The sequence below is a fragment of the Brevibacillus gelatini genome (assembly GCF_003710935.1).
Lineage (GTDB): Bacteria > Bacillota > Bacilli > Brevibacillales > Brevibacillaceae > Brevibacillus > Brevibacillus gelatini.
On record NZ_RHHS01000027.1, the window covers coordinates 238,770 to 255,041 of the forward strand.

The 16,272-nt window shown below is 54.0% G+C and carries 15 protein-coding genes and 1 riboswitch; of the genes, 13 read left to right on the top strand and 2 right to left on the bottom strand.

All coding sequences use genetic code 11. From position 1 onward, the window contains the following. Window positions 1-14: 14 nt before the first annotated feature. Window positions 15-1,112, bottom strand: coding sequence for a polysaccharide pyruvyl transferase CsaB (gene csaB, locus EDM57_RS11815; RefSeq protein WP_122904962.1), 1,098 nt, complete (start codon window positions 1,110-1,112; stop codon window positions 15-17). Window positions 1,113-1,574: 462 nt separating this feature from the next. Here csaB and EDM57_RS11820 point away from each other — a divergent pair, with 462 nt between their 5' ends. The 13 genes from EDM57_RS11820 to EDM57_RS11880 all read left to right on the top strand — a co-directional run bounded on the left by EDM57_RS11820 (window position 1,575) and on the right by EDM57_RS11880 (window position 15,413). After that, the gene (locus tag EDM57_RS11820) at window positions 1,575-2,522 is read left to right on the top strand and encodes a 50S ribosomal protein L11 methyltransferase (protein ID WP_122904963.1); all 948 of its coding nucleotides are present in this window, start codon (window positions 1,575-1,577) and stop codon (window positions 2,520-2,522) included. Window positions 2,523-2,560: 38 nt separating this feature from the next. Further along, window positions 2,561-3,736: a thiolase family protein gene (locus tag EDM57_RS11825; protein ID WP_122904964.1), complete on the top strand. Its 1,176-nt coding sequence runs from the start codon at window positions 2,561-2,563 to the stop codon at window positions 3,734-3,736. 132 nt (window positions 3,737-3,868) lie between these two features. Continuing rightward, window positions 3,869-4,864: an LCP family protein gene (locus tag EDM57_RS11830; RefSeq protein ID WP_122904965.1), complete on the top strand. Its 996-nt coding sequence runs from the start codon at window positions 3,869-3,871 to the stop codon at window positions 4,862-4,864. A gap of 295 nt (window positions 4,865-5,159) precedes the next feature. After that, entirely contained in the window at window positions 5,160-6,860 is a 1,701-nt protein-coding gene (locus EDM57_RS11835) for a long-chain-fatty-acid--CoA ligase (RefSeq protein ID WP_122904966.1), read from the top strand. Between the two features lie 204 nt (window positions 6,861-7,064). Continuing rightward, window positions 7,065-7,655: a fatty acid metabolism transcriptional regulator FadR gene (locus tag EDM57_RS11840; RefSeq protein WP_122904967.1), complete on the top strand. Its 591-nt coding sequence runs from the start codon at window positions 7,065-7,067 to the stop codon at window positions 7,653-7,655. 117 nt (window positions 7,656-7,772) lie between these two features. After that, entirely contained in the window at window positions 7,773-8,546 is a 774-nt protein-coding gene (locus EDM57_RS11845) for an enoyl-CoA hydratase (RefSeq protein ID WP_122904968.1), read from the top strand. 55 nt (window positions 8,547-8,601) lie between these two features. Continuing rightward, the gene (locus tag EDM57_RS11850; protein ID WP_122904969.1) at window positions 8,602-9,369 is read left to right on the top strand and encodes an electron transfer flavoprotein subunit beta/FixA family protein; all 768 of its coding nucleotides are present in this window, start codon (window positions 8,602-8,604) and stop codon (window positions 9,367-9,369) included. A gap of 20 nt (window positions 9,370-9,389) precedes the next feature. After that, window positions 9,390-10,349 (top strand): electron transfer flavoprotein subunit alpha/FixB family protein, encoded by a 960-nt coding sequence (locus EDM57_RS11855; RefSeq protein WP_122904970.1) that lies wholly within the window; start codon window positions 9,390-9,392, stop codon window positions 10,347-10,349. 125 nt (window positions 10,350-10,474) lie between these two features. Then, window positions 10,475-10,762, top strand: a complete 288-nt coding sequence (locus EDM57_RS11860; protein WP_122904971.1) for a hypothetical protein — start codon at window positions 10,475-10,477, stop codon at window positions 10,760-10,762. Between the two features lie 161 nt (window positions 10,763-10,923). Continuing rightward, window positions 10,924-11,241, top strand: coding sequence for a thioredoxin (gene trxA, locus EDM57_RS11865; protein ID WP_122904972.1), 318 nt, complete (start codon window positions 10,924-10,926; stop codon window positions 11,239-11,241). A 234-nt stretch (window positions 11,242-11,475) separates the two neighbouring features. Continuing rightward, window positions 11,476-11,727, top strand: a complete 252-nt coding sequence (locus EDM57_RS11870; protein WP_122904991.1) for a DUF2164 domain-containing protein — start codon at window positions 11,476-11,478, stop codon at window positions 11,725-11,727. 38 nt (window positions 11,728-11,765) lie between these two features. Then, window positions 11,766-13,547, top strand: a complete 1,782-nt coding sequence (uvrC, locus tag EDM57_RS11875) for an excinuclease ABC subunit UvrC (protein WP_122904973.1) — start codon at window positions 11,766-11,768, stop codon at window positions 13,545-13,547. 86 nt (window positions 13,548-13,633) lie between these two features. Next, window positions 13,634-13,821, top strand: a riboswitch (Lysine riboswitch). A 350-nt stretch (window positions 13,822-14,171) separates the two neighbouring features. Further along, the gene (locus EDM57_RS11880; protein ID WP_122904974.1) at window positions 14,172-15,413 is read left to right on the top strand and encodes an aspartate kinase; all 1,242 of its coding nucleotides are present in this window, start codon (window positions 14,172-14,174) and stop codon (window positions 15,411-15,413) included. A gap of 108 nt (window positions 15,414-15,521) precedes the next feature. Here EDM57_RS11880 and EDM57_RS11885 read toward each other — a convergent pair whose 3' ends face one another. After that, window positions 15,522-15,977 (bottom strand): DUF2507 domain-containing protein, encoded by a 456-nt coding sequence (locus EDM57_RS11885; RefSeq protein WP_246005795.1) that lies wholly within the window; start codon window positions 15,975-15,977, stop codon window positions 15,522-15,524. Window positions 15,978-16,272 lie beyond the last annotated feature (295 nt).

A 16,272-nucleotide genomic window follows, 5' to 3' on the forward strand; every position in this document is an offset into this window, starting at 1 on the left:
TTCCTGAAAAAGCCTTATTTTCGCAGCGCCTGAAGCACCAGCTCGCTGCTTTTGGCCGCTTCTTCCGCCAGCGTGCGGGAATGCTCGGTTACGATCTCAATCTCGACATCGAGCTTGTCGATTTTCTCGGCCAAAAGCGCGAGAAGCCGAGTCTCGTCCAGCTTTGTGATGTGGCCTGCGTTCGGCATCCCGGCACGCTCGACAAAGCGGTCGATTTTCGGATCGTACGAAATGCCGATAAACGGAATGCGCAGCATGCAGGCGAGAATGAGCGAGTGCAGGCGCATGCCGACGACGTAATCGCACTGTTTCAAAACGGACATGATATCGTGAAAAGTGACGGGCGCATCGAGCAGACGTGCTCCTGTCTGGGTCATCCGGGCCATAATTTCTTTGGATGGCGTCAAGTCACTGGGAACGTGCATCGGGAGAAACAGGACATTCCAGCCGCGCGAGACAAACCAGTCCGCTGCTTTGGCGATTGATTGCTTGAACGCCTGTTCCTGCTTCCAGTCCCGCACGGAGATCGCTACCAAAGGCTTGGCAGGATCGGCGAACATGCCGTGAAGCAGTTCTTTTCCGCGCGCATCCGCTATATCGTCAGGGGAGATCGTCAGGGCCGGGTCTGCTGTGACATGGATCGGCGCTTTTTTGACGCCGCACGCCTTGAAGTCTTCTCCCGATTCATAGTCTCGCACCGTAATGACATCGACCCGGTTCACTACGCGTTTGATGACCTGGCGGCTGAGTGATTTGAGAATCGGGCCAAACCCTTGCGCGTAAAAGACCACAGGCTTGCGGAGAAGCTTGGCGATGGTGACGATGCCCAAATAGTAGAGAACACTGCGCGGACTGGTCACGTCCTGCATCAGCGTTCCCCCGCCCATCACTAGCATGTCGCTGCGCGAAAGCTCACGGACGATGGTTCCAAAGCTCCAGCGGTCATAAGCTTCAATCCCGAACAATTCCGCAGTCCGCTCAGGCTGATTGGACAGAACGGCGAGAGAGATATTTGGTTGTTCCCGCTTAAGAGAGCTGATGATACCGTACAGGACCACATCGTCTCCGGCATTGTTAAAGCCGTAGTACCCGGAGATGAGAATTCGCGACATGGAGTGAACCTTCTTTCTATATCAAACGTACAGGAAAAATACATTCTCAAGTATAATCGAGTAAACAAGAGGAAGTAAAGCGAACCCGGCACAAAACTTGGCGTCCCGGCTTTTCGCGATAGACCTTGGGCTAGCCGGTTTTCATAGGGTATAATGAAAGCACTCGAAAAAGCGGCCTCGCAAAAATTACGCGAACAAATACAAGAACCCCATGGCAAACATGCCGATGCCAAGCAGGATCAAGCCGATCATTACGACGAGCATCCCTTTGTTTTTCCGGCGACGGTAAAAAAATTCGTCAAACATGGCAAGCCTCCCTGCGATAAAATAGTCCATTCTACTATCATACCATGTTCCCCGGCAAACTTGCCAACAGCAGATGCGAGAGCGGCACGGCGCTGCCGGGAACGAGCAAGTCAACGGCCATGTGGCGTAAGCAACCTGGAAGGAGCAAGATTCATCATGGAAAGCATGTGGTTGAAATACACCTTGTTGGTAGAGCAAGTGACAGAAGATTTGTTTGTGGCGGAAGTGTTGGGCAGCCCGTACACGCTCGGCTGGGTCGAGCCGCAAATCGAGATTTTGACGACGGAAAACGGCTATGATTACGCGGAAAACACGGAGGGGCCTGTCGTGGCGTACTTGTTTGAGCCGAAGCAGGATAGCGAAGAGGAACACGTCGCCCGGCTACAGGCGTACATTTCCCGCTGGGAGGGGCAGGTTCGTGTCAAGGAAGTCGAGCAGGTAGCCGAAGAAAACGATTCGTGGAAGGACGAGTTTCGCGAGGTGCGGGTCGGCAACTGGTGGGTGGCGCCCAGCTGGACGGACCCGCAGTTGCTGGGCGACGCCGAGCATGTGCTGTGGATTGATCCGGGGGCGGCGTTTGGCACTGGTTATCACGGGACGACACAAGACATTCTTTTGCTGTTGCAAGAGATGGATCTGACGGGCAAAGTCGTTTTCGACATCGGGGCAGGCTCGGGCATCCTCTCCCTGTTCAGTGCGCGCAACGGTGCTAAGCATCCGGTCTGGGCCGTTGACATCAATCCGCAGAGCGAGTATCAGGTACAGGTCAACGCGGCGAACAACGAGCTGCCGGAGGATGCGGTGCGCATCGTAATCGGCGACGCTTCCGACGCACAGATAGCGGCGCAGCTCCCCCCGCAGGCTGATCTGATTTTGGTCAACATTGGCGGGGACGAGAACGTCTCCATGCTTCCGCTGATTCGCGAACGGATTGCACCGGGCGGGCAAATTATTCTCTCCGGGATCGTAGAATGGAATCGGGAGGCCGTGCTTGCTGCATTCGAGGAGGCAGGCTTTCAGAAGGAAACCGAGCGTCAATCGGACGAGTGGGTGACGGTGCTGATGAAGAATGCGGCTGTGAACCATTTTGTAACTACTGTGTGAGAACATAAAAACAATCTTGACAGTGGAGGGGAACACAAATGGAGCATGTCGTGATTGCTGCTGCCGGACGTACGCCAATTGGCACGTTTGGTGGTGTTCTGAAAGATGTAAGCGCTCGCAAGCTGGCGGAGGTGGTCATTCGCGGCGTCATGGCGAGAGCGGGCCTGGAAGCTTCCCAGATCGACGAGGTTATTTTGGGCAACTGCATCCAGCGCACAGATGAACCGAACATCGCCAGAGTCGCGGCCATAGACGCAGGGCTGGGCAAAGAAGTGACAGGCTTTACGGTCCAGCGCCAGTGCGCGTCCGGCATGCAGGCAATTGCCAGCGGCGCGTCGCAAATTTTGCTCGGCGAAAACGAAGTGGTGATTGCAGGCGGCACAGAAAGCATGAGCAATGCTCCTTACGTGTTGAAAAACGCCAGATGGGGACGCAGGCTCATGCACGGGGAAATGACCGATGCGATGTGGGAGCTTTTGACGGACCCGCATCACCAGATTTTGATGGGCGAAACAGCCGAGCGTCTGGCCGACCTGTACAACATCAGCCGCGAGGAACAGGACGAAATTGCCATGCGCAGCCAGCACAACGCGATCCGGGCAATCGACAACGGGCTGTTTGCGGAGGAAATCATCGGCGTGCCGATCCAAAAACGCGGCGGGGATGTCGTCGTCACGGAAGACGAGTTCCCAAGGCGCGGCGTGACGATGGAAAGTCTCGCCAAGCTGAAGCCCGGCTTTCGCGAGAATGGCACCGTGACGGCGGGCAACGCTTCCGGACTGAACGATGGAGCTTCCGCTGTCGTGCTCATGCGGGAAGCAAAGGCGAGAGAGCTTGGCATCGAGCCGCTCGGCAGAATCGTCTCGTGGGCGACCGCCGGAGTAGAACCGGACCTGATGGGCTACGGCCCGGTGCCCGCTGTGAAAAAGGCGTTGGCGAAGGCGGGCATGACACTGGCTGACATGGAGCTGATCGAGGTAAACGAGGCATTCGCCGCCCAATACCTCGCTGTCGAAAAGCTGTTACAGCTGCCGCGAGAGATCACCAACGTAAACGGCAGCGGAATCTCACTCGGCCACCCCGTCGGCTCCACCGGCTGCCGGATCGTCGTGACCTTGCTGCACGAGCTGAAGCGTCGCCAGCTCAAGCGCGGATTGGCGACACTGTGTGTGGGCGGCGGCATGGGCATGGCGATGGTCGTCGAGCGGGCGTAGCCGCAAAAGCGTTTTCTGCGTGCACGCAGCACGTTTAAATCAAGTCTCCCCTGTTAAAAATGGAAGCAAGCCCTGCCTCTTGAAGCAGTAGAAAAGGCAGCGGCAGTGCTTGCAAAGGGGGAGGCTTTTTTCATGGCATTTTTTTCATTTTTGAAGCAATACAAAAAACAGATCGCGTTTCACCTGTTGTCCTGTCTGCTCGCCGGAGCGCTCGCTGTGATCGGCTACAGCGTGTTTCAATACAAGCAGATGACGGAAAAATGGTATGCGCCTCTCGACGGCCAGGCAAAGGGCGGGGCGCAGCAGGCAGCTGCCGCTTTGCCGCCGCCGCGCGACCTGTTGACGGGCAGCGAGCCATTGAAGCCGTTTGTCATCATGCTGCTCGGCGTAGACAGCCGGGACGGGGAAAAAGCGCGCTCCGACACGCTGATGCTCGCTGCCGTCCATCCCGCGAAGCAGTCCGCCTACCTCCTCTCGATTCCGCGGGACAGCTACATGGAGCTGCCCGGCAAAGGCTATGACAAGGTGAATCACGCCATGGCTTTTGGCGGACCGAAGCTGGTCAAGGAGACGCTGGAAACATTTCTCGATGTCAAGATCGACCGCTACGTCTCTGTGGACTTCGAAGGCTTCCGGGAAATCGTCGACGAACTGGGCGGCGTCCTGATCGACGTCAAAAAGCGGATGAAGTACAGCGACCCGAGCGACGACACGTACATTGACCTGATGCCAGGCTTGCAGGTGCTGTCCGGCGAACAGGCGCTGGATTACGCGCGCTACCGCAAAAGCGACCTGGGCAAAGAAGACAGCGACTACCAGCGGATCAACCGCCAGCAGGAGATATTGACCGCCCTGGCGCAAAAGGGCACCTCGGCGCACATGTACACGAAAGCATTCAAGCTTATGGAAATTTTGGGCCAGCACGTCAAAACCGATTTGACCGATCTGGAAATCGCCTCGCTGCTGTTGAGCTACGGCGACGGGACGCGGAACAAAATCAAGACAGATACGCTGGTCGGGCAGGACGAGCGAATATGGCACAACGGCATCGTAGGCTGGTATCATCTGGTGCCGACAGCAGAACGGGAGCGGGTTCGCCAGCAGATTTTGAAAGAGCTGCAACCGTGATGTATGCTGGAATTTATTGAAAAATAGTCATGTCGAACAAATGGGCGGGCTTCGTCACAAAAAGGCGAAGCCACTTTTTTTACAAAACAAGTGCAAACTCTCCATTTCATAAAAAAACCATATGCTGTAGGTCGGCGACTCATTTTTGAGAGGGAGTCAGTAAACGTTTTCTTATCCAGAAACGTTTTTAATTGGAAAATTAACGTTCTTTCGAATACAATAACGATAAGGAAGAGATTATGAATGTCGATCATAGGGGTGGGGCAAGGCCATTTAAGGGATGGAGGGAATGACCATGTCAAATGCCAAGCCTTGGATTGCCAATTACCCGTCCGAAACTGCACCGTCACTGGATTACCCCCGCATTCCGCTGACGCAATTTCTCGTGCAGTCGGCTGCATCGTACCCGGACAACAACGCGATTTACTTCATGGGCAAGACGATTTCGTACCGGGAGCTTTTGGAGCTGTCTTACCGCTTTGCCAACGCACTGGTCAAACGGGGCGTGCAAAAAGGCGACCGTGTGGCGATCATGCTGCCGAATACCCCGCAAGCTGTCATCTGTTATTACGGCGCGCTGTTTGCAGGTGCCATCGTCGTGATGACGAACCCTCTCTACACGGAGCGCGAGCTGATTCATCAGTTGGAGGACTCCGGCGCTGAGACGATCATTACGCTGGATTTCCTGTACAGACGCGTAGCGAAAATCCGCTCATCCACACCACTCAAACGTATTTTTGTAACAAGTGTTGGCGATTTTCTTCCCTTGTGGAAAAAATGGCTGTACCCGTTCGTCCAGAAAAAACAGGGGCAAACTCGGCAGGTTGCCTACAGCGCAGATGTTGAACCGTTTCTTTCCGTCATGAAAGAAAGCGCTGCCAATCCTGTCCATGTGCCAATCGACCCGGAAAAGGACATCGCCCTGCTCCAGTACACGGGCGGCACGACGGGGTTAGCCAAAGGCGTCATGCTGACGCATGCCAATCTGATCGCCAATGCGATGCAGTGTCAGGCTATTCTCTACAAGCTGCGCAGAGGCGGCGAGCGAATACTGGGCGCGCTTCCGCTCTTTCACGTCTACGGCCTGACGACAGTGATGAACAAAGGCATTTGCATTGCCGCAGAAATCATTCTCGTGCCGAAGTTCGAGGTCAAACAAATTTTCGAGCTGATCGAAAAGCGCAAGCCGACCTTGTTCCCCGGTGCGCCGACGATGTACATTGCCCTGATTAATCACCCCGACCTGAAAAAGCACGATCTGTCTTCGATTGAGGCGTGTGTCAGCGGTTCTGCGCCGCTTCCTGTCGAGGTCAAGACCAAGTTTGAGGAACTGACGGGGGGCAAGCTCGTCGAAGGCTACGGCCTGACGGAAGCATCGCCCGTTACCCATTCGAACCCGATATGGGGAAAAAGCATCACCGGCAGCATCGGCATGCCTTGGCCGGACACGGACTGCCGCATCCTCGACACCGTCACGGGAGAGGAGCTGCCGCAGGGCGAGGTCGGCGAGCTCGCGGTCAAAGGGCCGCAGGTCATGCTCGGCTACTGGAACCGCCCGGAGGAAACAGCTGCGGTCTTGAAGGACGGCTGGCTTTTGACGGGTGACATAGGGTACATGGACGAAAACGGCTATTTTTACATCGTCGACCGCAAAAAGGACATGATAATCGCAGGCGGCTTCAACATTTATCCGCGCGAGGTGGAGGAAGTGCTGTTCGAGCATCCGGCCATCAAGGAAGCGGCTGTCATCGGCGTCCCGGACCCGTACCGCGGCGAGACGGTAAAGGCGTTCATCGTCTTCAAGGACGGCAAACAGGCGAGCGAGGAAGAGCTCGAAGCGCATTGCCGCAAGAAGCTTGCTGCCTACAAAATTCCGCGCAAGTACGAGGTGCGCACGGAACTGCCAAAGACGATGGTGGGAAAAGTGCTGCGCAGACAGTTGCAAGAAGAAGACAAGGCGCAGCGGGAAGCACAGGACGAGATCAAAACAAGCTGACGCACAGACGCTGCCGTTAGGCTCGCATCCGTTGGGGAAGCGGCCACTTTTTGCGCTTGCACGGGACAGGCTGTCGCCGTCATTCAGGTGCACGCCAGGCAATTGACAGCGCCGGGTTCCTGTATTACACTCATTTTATGAATGAATAATCATTCATTTAAAAAAATTGTCTTATCATCATTGCGAGTAAAGATGGAGGTTGTTATGGCAAAAAAGACGGGGGAAAAATATCAAGCCATTATTGATGCTGCTGTACGCGTCATCGCCAGACAAGGTTATTACAGCGCCCAGGTATCCAAAATTGCAAAAGAGGCGAAGGTAGCAGACGGCACCATATACCTCTATTTTGAAAACAAGGATGATATCCTGATTTCGTTGTTCAACGAGAAGATGGGTCAGTTCGTGGACGAAAACCGCAAGCGGATTTCGGAAGCGACATCCATCGAGCAAAAATTGTACGTCCTCGTGCACGCTCACTTGAGCCAACTGGCCAAAGACCACGATTTGGCAAAAGTCACGCAGATTGAGCTGCGCCAGGCCAATCCGGTCATCAGCGAAGGCATCGGCAACGTGATGAAGCAATATTTCAACCTGATCGAAGAAGTCATCCGGGAAGGAATGGAGCAAAAAGTGTTCCGGCCGGACCTGGACGTCAGGATGACGAGGAAAATGATTTTTGGCACGCTGGATGAAGTGACGACATCTTGGGTCATGAAGCAGTGCAAGTACGACCTTGTCTCTCACGTTGATTCCATTCATAACCTCTTCCTGTTCGGTATGAAGGGAAAAGAATGAAAAGAAAAGCTTTTTTTGTAGGAAAACGTCTGCTACAATGGAAACAGAAAGACTGATCGTTCGCTCAGTTGTGTAAATAGCCTGTTTGTTCATAGGGATTCGTTTGGGGGGAGAGGCATGGATTCGCACTGGAATGTGGAGATCGCTGATCGCGTCGCTGTTGTGACGATCAGCAACCCGCCCGCTAACGCACTGAGTAGAGCGGTGCTCGATGAATTGAGTGAACTTTTGAACCAGTTGGAAAACAACGCGGAAGTCAAAGCGATTGTCTTGACGGGAGAAGGCCGGTTTTTCATTGCGGGAGCCGACATCAAGGAATTTACCCAACTGGCTCCTGCCGAAGCAGAAGCGATGTCAAGAAGTGGCCAAGCGTTGTTCGACCGCCTGGAGTCATTCCCGAAGCCGATTATTGCAGCCATTAACGGCGCTTGCCTGGGTGGAGGACTGGAGCTTGCGATGGCTTGCCATATACGCTTTGCCGCAGTGGAAGCGAAGCTGGGATTGCCGGAGCTGAATCTGGGACTCATCCCTGGCTACGGCGGAACACAGCGATTGCCGCGGCTGGTTGGCAGAGGAAAAGCGACCCAGTTGATTCTCACCTCCGAGATGATCGGCGGGGAGGAAGCTTTGCGTATCGGACTCGTGGAAGCGGTATATCCGGCCGAACAGTTGCTTGCGGAAGCGAAAAAGCTGGCCTGCGCCATCACCCAAAAAAGCGCGGTCACGCTCAGACTCGCCCTGGAATCTGTCCACAACTCCGTTCAGCTTGGCTTGGCGGAAGGACAGGAGCAGGAAGCAAAAAAATTCGGCGAGGCGTTTGCGACAGAAGATATGAAGGAAGGCGTCGCAGCCTTTTTGGAGAAGCGCGTGCCGCAGTTTGCGGACAAGTAACCCGCTTTTTTGCAGCATCACCAGTACGAGGAACCATTAAGGAGGAGGCATCCTGATGAATATCTTGGTTGTGTTGAAGCAGACGTTTGACACAGAAGAAAAAATCGTCATCCAAAACGGGCAAATTTCCGAGGACGGCGTGGAGTTCATCATCAATCCATACGATGAGTACGCGGTAGAAGAAGCGATCAAGCTCAAGGAGGAGCACGGCGGCGAAGTGACAGTGGTCAGCGTAGGGCCGGACCGCGCGGAAAGCGCTTTGCGCACGGCGCTCGCAATGGGTGCAGACAAAGCTGTACTCGTGGATGACGAGTCTTTGTTTGGCGACGAATACACAACGGCAAAAGTGCTTGCTGCAGTGGCGAAAAAAGTCGGGTTTGACATCATCATCGGCGGACAGATGGCGGTAGACTCCGGTGCAGGCCAGGGCGGCCCACGTCTCGCGGAAGAGCTGGGCATCAACCACGTTTCTACCGCTGTGAAGCTGGAAGTAGACGGCAACACGGTTCGCGTAGAGCGCGATGTGGAAGGCGACCTCGAAGTCGTGGAAACAAGCCTGCCGGTGCTGATTACTGCCCAGCAAGGGCTGAACGAGCCGCGCTATCCTTCTCTTCCCGGCATCATGAAAGCGAAGAAAAAGCCGCTGGAGCGACTGAGCGCAGACGATTTGGGTCTGACTGCAGACGCAGTGAAGGCAAAAACGGAGATTGTCGACCAGACCTTGCCAGCGAAAAAGCAGGCGGGCCGCATTCTCACTGGCGATTTGGCAGCCCAGGCGTCGGAATTGGTGCAACTGTTGCGCAATGAAGCGAAAGTGATCTAAGCGAGAGGGAGAGGATATCCATGAAAAAGGTACTTGTACTTACAGAAGTACGTGACGGACAACTTCGCAACGTGTCGCTGGAAGCGTTGGCCGCAGCACAAGCATTGGCCGAGGGCGGCGAAATCGTCGCGGGAGTATTCGGGGCAGACGCGGCAGCGCATGCGCCAGTATTGGCACAGCATGGAGCAAGCACAGTTTACACGGCGGATCACGAGGCACTCGCCCAGTACACGCCTGACGCCTATACACAAGCACTTGTGCAGTTGATCGAGCTGGCCTCTCCTGATGCCGTCGTATTGGGACATACGGCAATCGGTCGCGACGTTGCACCGCGCGTAGCGGCGAAGCTCGGCTTTGGCCTGGTTTCCGATGTAACGGGTATCGAAGCGGGACCGGTGTTTGTTCGTCCGATTTATGCGGGCAAAGCTTTCCAGAAACGCAAATTTGTTGACGGGAAAATTTTCATCACCATCCGTCCAAACAACATCGCCATCGGAACACCTGACACTTCGAAAACAGCGACTGTCGTTCCGGTTGATCTGGACATCAAAGATTTGCGCACCATTGTCAAGGAAGTCGTGCGCAAGACGAGCGGAAAAGTGGACTTGTCCGAAGCGAAAGTCGTCATCTCCGGCGGCCGCGGCGTGAAGAGCGCGGACGGCTTCAAGCCGCTGTATGAGCTGGCAGACGTGCTCGGTGCGGCTGTTGGCGCATCCCGTGGCGCGTGCGACGCCGACTACTGCGACTACTCGATGCAAATCGGGCAAACCGGAAAAGTCGTCACGCCTGACCTGTACATTGCGTGCGGCATTTCCGGAGCGATCCAGCACTTGGCGGGTATGTCCAGCTCCAAGGTAATCGTTGCGATCAACAAAGACCCGGAAGCGCCGATCTTCCAGGTGGCAGATTACGGCATCGTTGGCGACCTGTTCGAAGTGGTGCCGCTGCTTACTGCCGAGTTCAAAAAAGTTTTGGTGTAAGGCTGAAAAAACAGCAGTGAACGCCAGTAAAAAGCGTCCCGCACGCAGGGGCGCTTTTTTTGTCTCAAGCCCTTACGTTATTCTGTTTCTGCTTGTTATAATAAGTCCAAGGAGAGGTGAGCGGCATGAGTGAGGAGCTGCTGCAACAGCTGATTCACATGGTGGGGGAAAACAACCGGATTGTCAAAGAGGTCCAGCAGGAGCTGCGGGAATTCAAGGCAGAGATGTACGAGTTCAAGGCGGAAATGTACACATTCCGCGACGAGATGTACGAGTTCCGCGACGACGCGATTTCCCGGCTGGAGCGTTTGGAGAGGCAAGACAAGCTGATCGAGGCCGATCTGGACCTGCTGCACAAAAAGGTGAGCGATCACGAGCGGGAGATCAATCGCATCAAGCAAGTCGGACAGTAGAACAAAAAAGCAACCGATAAGGGAAGAAGCGACTGGATAGACTATAGCGTGAAGTGCGCACAAAGTGCGGGGCGCCATAGTCATTTTTGTTTTTGGATGATATACTGAAGGAGCATTTGAGCCTTATTTTAGCAATTGACTTTTCGAGGAGGTAACTTTCCATGGCGATTGTAAATGCAACTGACCAAAACTTTTCCCAGGAAGTAGAGCAAGGCGGTACGGTCCTGGTTGACTTCTGGGCTCCTTGGTGCGGCCCTTGCAAAATGATCGCTCCTGTTCTGGAGCAAATCGACAGCGAAGTGGGTTCCAAGCTGAAAATTGTCAAAGTCAACGTTGACGACAACCCGGATTCTGCTGGTCGTTTTGGCGTAATGTCCATCCCGACCTTGATCGTGTTCAAGGATGGTCAGCCAGTCGATAAAGTAATCGGCTTCCAGCCAAAAGAAGCTCTGATGGCAACGGTAGGCAAACATCTGTAATCTGTACGCAACCAAACCGACAGCATGAAAAAGCGGCGAGAACGATGCCGCTTTTTTTTCATACCTAAAATGCCGACGGTTTGACTGGACGCAAGCATAAATAGCGATCTACCGTACGAAAACTGTCGCTTTCCGATCGAAGCGGCAGTTTTTTTGCTGCCCGATCCGTGATACTATGAAGGGTAGAACGTACATTCCTATGACAGGAAGAACAAGGAAGGAAGTCAGATGCGGATGCCAGGCAAACTGACGAGAGAGCAAACGAACTATCTCGTGTTGCAGGTGCAACGTTATTTTCAGTCAGAACGCGGCGAGGAACTGGGCAATCTGGAGACGGAAGAGCTGATTGCCTTTTTTTCCAGAGAGCTGGGGCCGTTTTTCTATAACCAGGGCGTAGAGGACAGCCGCAAGCTTGTGGTGGAGCGGATGAACGCGCTGGAGGATGAACTGTACGTCCTTGAGCAGCCTGTCATGAAAAAACGATAAGGTGAGAAGGCCGTGAGAAGAAAATGGAGGGAGCAGCCATGAACCGTACGTTGAAAGACAAACTGGCTGTGCTGCCGGAAAAGCCCGGCTGCTACCTGATGAAAAATGCAAGCGGGGAAATTATTTACGTCGGAAAGGCCAAGGTGCTGAAAAACCGCGTGCGCTCGTACTTTACGGGAAGCCACAACGGGAAGACACAGCTTTTGGTCAGCGAGATCGCGGACTTTGAGTATATCGTGGTGTCGTCTGCCATCGAGGCGCTGCTTCTGGAATGCAACCTCATTAAAAAGTACGATCCGCGCTATAACGTCATGCTTCGCGACGACAAAACATATCCGTACATCAAAATTACAAACGAAGCGCAGCCGCGGCTGGAAATTACCCGAAAAGTGCTAAAAGACAAGGCGAAGTATTTTGGCCCGTACCCGAATGCCGGCGACGCGTCCGAGGTGAAAAAGCTGCTCGATCGGCTCTATCCTTTGCGAAAATGCCGCAACATGCCCAAGCAGGTATGCTTGTACTACCATTTGGGTCAATGTCTCGCCCCCTGTGTGTACGAGGTTCCGGCTGAGGAAAACCAGCGTTTGGTGGATGAGATCAGCCGCTTCCTCGACGGCGGACATGAGCAGATGAAGCAGCAGTTGACGGAAAAAATGCTCCAGGCCGCAGAGGCGATGGAGTTTGAGCGGGCCAAGGAATACCGCGATCAGATCAGGAGCATCGAAGCGGTGATGGAAAAGCAGAAAATTACGTTCACCGACACGGTCGACCGCGACATAATCGGCTTTGCTGTGGAAAAAGGCTGGATGTGCATTCAAATTTTTTACATGCGCCAGGGCAAGATGATCGAGCGCCAGACGACCTCCTTTCCTTACTACGGAAGCGAGAGCGAGGACTTCATGTCGTACGTCACCCAGTTTTACTACGACAAGCAAAACGCGCTGCCCAAAGAAATTTTGCTGCCGGAGGAAAGCGAGCCGGAACTGCTCAGTGAATGGCTGGGAGTCAAGGTGTTGACGCCCAAGCGCAGCAAAAAGCGCGAGTTGGTGCAGATGGCTTGTGAAAATGCGCGGATTGCCCTGCAGGAAAAGTTCGCCTTGATGTCCAAGGACGACGCGCGGACGATTCAGGCGGTGCACAACCTGGGGCACATCCTGGGGATCGGTGTCCCTCACCGGATCGAGGCGTTTGACAACTCGAACATTCAGGGGACAGAGCCGGTGTCGGCGATGGTGGTGTTTACAGACGGACGACCGGACAAAAAGGAATACCGCAAATTCAAAATCAAGACAGTGGAAGGGCCGGACGACTACGGGTCCATGCGTGAAGTGATCCGCAGACGCTACTCGCGGCTGTTGCGGGAAAACCAACCGATGCCCGACCTGATCGTCATCGACGGGGGCAGAGGACAGATCGGTGCCGCCATGGACGTGCTGGAAAACGAGCTGGGCCTGTACATCCCGGTCTGCGGCCTGGCCAAAGACGAAAAGCACAAAACCGCGCAACTGATGTACGGCGATCCGCCGGAGCCGATCAATCTGAAGCGGGACAGCTACGAGTTTTATTTGCTGCAGCGCATTCAGGACGAGGTACACCGTTTTGCGATTACGTTTCACAGGCAATCCCGGTCGAAGACGATGCTCTCTTCCCAGCTGGACGAGATTCCCGGCATCGGCGAGAAGCGGCGCAAGCTGTTGTTTACCCATTTTGGCTCGCTGAAAAAAATGCGCGAGGCGACGGTCGAAGATTTCCGGCAGATCGGGATCGGCGACAAGCTGGCAAAGCAGATTATCGCCCATTTGCGCAAGCTGGAGACATGACTTTTTTGCAAAAAAGCAATTGAACCGCTCGGATTCCCATGATATAATGCCTTTCAAACAGAATAGTTAGCCTCACTTCCCTGATGAAGTGAGGTAGAGGCGCGAAAACCAAGAGTACCACCCTGAGATCGGGTATCTGTGAAGGGAGCGGGAAAGGGGAATTCGCCGAAGTGTGGAGGAAAACCCGTGCTTCTCCATGCTGGGTCTGCATTGAACAAGTGCAGGACTGTCATCTGGCTCTTAAACCGGCGTCAGATGGAGTGCTATCTCACGGTGTCAATGTGAGCGTTGATAGGTGTTGTCCTGTCATGTGCTGCATTGTTCGCGTGTATTGGGAAGGAGGAACCGGTATGTCGATACAGTAGGCAGCGGCAGGTACTTATTCCTTGTCGGTGCCTTTTTTTACTGAATCGGAACGTATCAAACGGCAAGAGCAAACAAGCCCGATTCAGCAAGAACAACCATCCGCTTAAAGGGAGATCGCTAGGCGTCGATGGTAGTCTCTTATAAAGTGCAAAGTGACAGGTAAAATTTTTCGGAAACAAACGGCGAAAACAAGCTAATAAAACGAGAAAAAACGATACATTCTACAAACATTGGAAATGGAAAAGGGAGAGAAGCCGCATGGGGTTGATCGTGCAAAAATACGGAGGCACCTCTGTAGGGACCATTGAGCGAATTTTACGAGTTGCGGACCGAATTATCAGCTACAAAGAGGAAGGGCATGACATGGTAGTCGTCGTGTCTGCGATGGGCAAATCTACGGACGTTCTGGTAGATATGGCCAAACAGATCAGCGCCTACCCTTCCGAGCGTGAGCTGGATATGCTGCTGACCACGGGGGAGCAGGTATCGATCGCTCTGCTCGCGATGGCCTTGCATTCCAAAGGCTACGATGCCATCTCTTTGACTGGCTGGCAAGCCGGAGTGACGACGGAAGCCATTCACGGCCGGGCGCGGATCAAACAAATCGATCCAAAGCGCATTCAGGCAGAGCTTGCGCGAGGCCGCGTCGTGATCGTGGCAGGTTTTCAGGGTCTTAGCGACGAAGGAGAAATTACGACGCTCGGCCGCGGTGGATCGGATACATCGGCGGTTACGCTGGCAGCCAGCCTGAATGCCGACAAATGCGAGATTTTTACAGACGTTTCCGGCGTTTATACGGCAGACCCGCGGGTGGTGCCGAAAGCAAGCAAGCTGGATACGATCTCGTATGACGAAATGCTGGAGCTTGCCAATCTCGGCGCAGGCGTCCTGCATCCGCGTTCGGTAGAGGCTGCGAAAAAATACAAGGTACGGCTGGTGGTCCGCTCCAGCTTTACTGCTGAAGAGGGTACGTACGTTGAGGAGGTTGCCAACATGGAAACAGGAAGAGTAGTAAGTGGAGTCGCGCATGACGAGGATGTCGCCAAAGTTACGGTTGTCGGGATGCCGGCAAAGGTGGGGACTCTTTCCCGCCTGTTCAACACACTCGCAGACAACCAGGTGAACGTCGACATCATCATTCAAAGCTCCTACGAAGCCGCTGTCACGAATATTTCGTTTACAGTCGCGGGAGATGACTTGAAAAAGGCACTGGATACGCTGGAAAACAACAAAGCAGAGCTGGGCTTCGACAAAGTCGACTTCGAGCAAAACCTGACCAAAGTGTCTATCGTCGGCTCCGGCATGGTGAACAATCCGGGTGTCGCCGCAGAAATGTTCCGCGTTTTGGCTGAACAAGAAATTTCCATTAAAATGGTTTCAACGTCCGACATCAAAGTGTCCTGCGTCATTCCTGCCGGGCAAACCGAGCTTGCCGTCCGCAGCCTGCATACGGCATACGGGCTTGACGTGGAACAGACAGCAGTCGTGCACGGCCTGTAAGAAGCGAATGCTCCCTCGCCCACTGGCAGAGGGGGCATCTTTTTAACGCAAGTATTTCGAGGGGCGTCAGAAGCAGAGGGGCATCCCGAACCCGAGGGGGCATCGCGTTTACTTTTGCGTCCGCACCTTGATGAGAATGCGGGACAAGCTTTCGATCTCCAACTGTGAGGACGTGTCCTTGCCCTTCCATCGCTCAATGCTGCCGGCAATGATTCCGGCTTCCAGGGACAAGGTGCGGCTGAGCCGCTCGGGCGTCTGATAGGCATGGATGGTGTGTGAGAGCTTGTACACGATTACTTCTTCCGACTCTTCCAGAAGATCGAGCTGTCCCAGCCCAAGGCGGATAAACGGCAGAATCGGGCCGGTGGAAGACTGGATCGGAATTTTCCGGCCGATGTCTTTTCCCAGCCAGTACAAAATCGGGCTTTCGCTCTCTCCGAGCAGCGTATTCGTCAATGTTTCGCGGAGCAGATGGTAGCCGAGATAGGGCATGTGCATACGTTCGGTTACCGGAATCGTTTGGGGCGGCAACAGGGCTGCCAGCTGATCGGTATCTTTCATCATGCTTCCCTCCTGTCTGTACCAGATTATGAGAGGGAGGCTTTCTTCATGACCGATTGAGAGAAGATTGCGAGAAAAAATAGTGTAACTAAACACAGTTATTCTATCAATGTATTTAGTCTACTGATTGTCTTGACGCTCTCTGTAGACAAGAGTACAATTGATTTGGTCAAAGTTTTGCCCATCTTTTTTCCGTATTTTGACACATTCTGACTAGGTTAGGCGTGAGAGGTCCAGAGGCTTTTTTGCATGTCTAACGAGTCAGGCAATGGGTTAGGATATGGGGGAAAGATCTATC

Bases quoted from the DNA above. Each gene is read 5' to 3' on its own strand.
- csaB (WP_122904962.1), bottom strand. From the start codon at position 1,112: ATGTCGCGAATTCTCATCTCCGGGTACTACGGCTTTAACAATGCCGGA.
- EDM57_RS11820 (WP_122904963.1), top strand. From the start codon at position 1,575: ATGGAAAGCATGTGGTTGAAATACACCTTGTTGGTAGAGCAAGTGACA.
- EDM57_RS11825 (WP_122904964.1), top strand. From the start codon at position 2,561: ATGGAGCATGTCGTGATTGCTGCTGCCGGACGTACGCCAATTGGCACG.
- EDM57_RS11830 (WP_122904965.1), top strand. From the start codon at position 3,869: ATGGCATTTTTTTCATTTTTGAAGCAATACAAAAAACAGATCGCGTTT.
- EDM57_RS11835 (WP_122904966.1), top strand. From the start codon at position 5,160: ATGTCAAATGCCAAGCCTTGGATTGCCAATTACCCGTCCGAAACTGCA.
- EDM57_RS11840 (WP_122904967.1), top strand. From the start codon at position 7,065: ATGGCAAAAAAGACGGGGGAAAAATATCAAGCCATTATTGATGCTGCT.
- EDM57_RS11845 (WP_122904968.1), top strand. From the start codon at position 7,773: ATGGATTCGCACTGGAATGTGGAGATCGCTGATCGCGTCGCTGTTGTG.
- EDM57_RS11850 (WP_122904969.1), top strand. From the start codon at position 8,602: ATGAATATCTTGGTTGTGTTGAAGCAGACGTTTGACACAGAAGAAAAA.
- EDM57_RS11855 (WP_122904970.1), top strand. From the start codon at position 9,390: ATGAAAAAGGTACTTGTACTTACAGAAGTACGTGACGGACAACTTCGC.
- EDM57_RS11860 (WP_122904971.1), top strand. From the start codon at position 10,475: ATGAGTGAGGAGCTGCTGCAACAGCTGATTCACATGGTGGGGGAAAAC.
- trxA (WP_122904972.1), top strand. From the start codon at position 10,924: ATGGCGATTGTAAATGCAACTGACCAAAACTTTTCCCAGGAAGTAGAG.
- EDM57_RS11870 (WP_122904991.1), top strand. From the start codon at position 11,476: ATGCCAGGCAAACTGACGAGAGAGCAAACGAACTATCTCGTGTTGCAG.
- uvrC (WP_122904973.1), top strand. From the start codon at position 11,766: ATGAACCGTACGTTGAAAGACAAACTGGCTGTGCTGCCGGAAAAGCCC.
- EDM57_RS11880 (WP_122904974.1), top strand. From the start codon at position 14,172: ATGGGGTTGATCGTGCAAAAATACGGAGGCACCTCTGTAGGGACCATT.
- EDM57_RS11885 (WP_246005795.1), bottom strand. From the start codon at position 15,977: ATGATGAAAGATACCGATCAGCTGGCAGCCCTGTTGCCGCCCCAAACG.